This is a genomic window from Mesorhizobium sp. M7A.F.Ca.CA.002.04.1.1, from assembly GCF_004022805.1.
Classification (GTDB): domain Bacteria; phylum Pseudomonadota; class Alphaproteobacteria; order Rhizobiales; family Rhizobiaceae; genus Mesorhizobium; species Mesorhizobium ciceri.
Genome location: NZ_RZPL01001242.1, coordinates 1 through 640 on the forward strand (window position 1 = coordinate 1; position 640 = coordinate 640).

Consider the following 640-nt stretch of genomic DNA (forward strand, 5'->3'; position numbering starts at 1 on the left):
ACCGTGCATGGCGGCGTCACCACCATGATCTCGGCGGGGGAAGTCCACACGCCGGGCCGACCGCGCGATCTTGTCGGGCTGAAGGCGTTGGCGATCGCGGCGCAGCGCACCTTCTCCAACTTCCGTCCGAACGGCATGAAGATCCTGGCCGGGGCACCGATCCTGGAACCCGGCCTTACCGAGGAAGACTTCCGCAGTCTCGCCGAGGCCGGCGTGACGCTTGTCGGCGAGGTCGGGCTTGGCGGCGTCAAGGATGGGCCGACCGGCCGGAAGATGATCGCCTGGGCGCGCAAATACGGCATGACCTCGATGACCCACACAGGCGGCCCGTCGCTGCCCGGCTCCGGCCGCATCGGCGCGGATGTCGTGCTGGAGGTCGACGCCGACATCGTCGCCCACGTCAATGGCGGGCCAACCGCCCTGCCCGAGGCGGAAATACGGCAGATCTGCGAGAAGGGTTCGAGGGCGCTTGAAATCGTCCATAACGGCAATCTGCGCACCGGACTGTTCGTGCTCGACCTGGCAAGGCAGCGCGGCGAACTTTCGCGCGTCATCCTCGGCACCGACAGCCCGGCCGGATCCGGCGTCCAGCCGCTCGGCATCCTGCGGAACCTGACCATGCTGGGTTCGCTTGGTGGTA

The 640-nt window shown here is 67.7% G+C and carries 1 pseudogene; it reads left to right on the top strand.

Features of this window, described 5'->3' with window-relative positions:
- A pseudogene (locus ENZ75_RS33580) lies at positions 1-640 on the top strand (Enamidase); the annotation flags it as partial.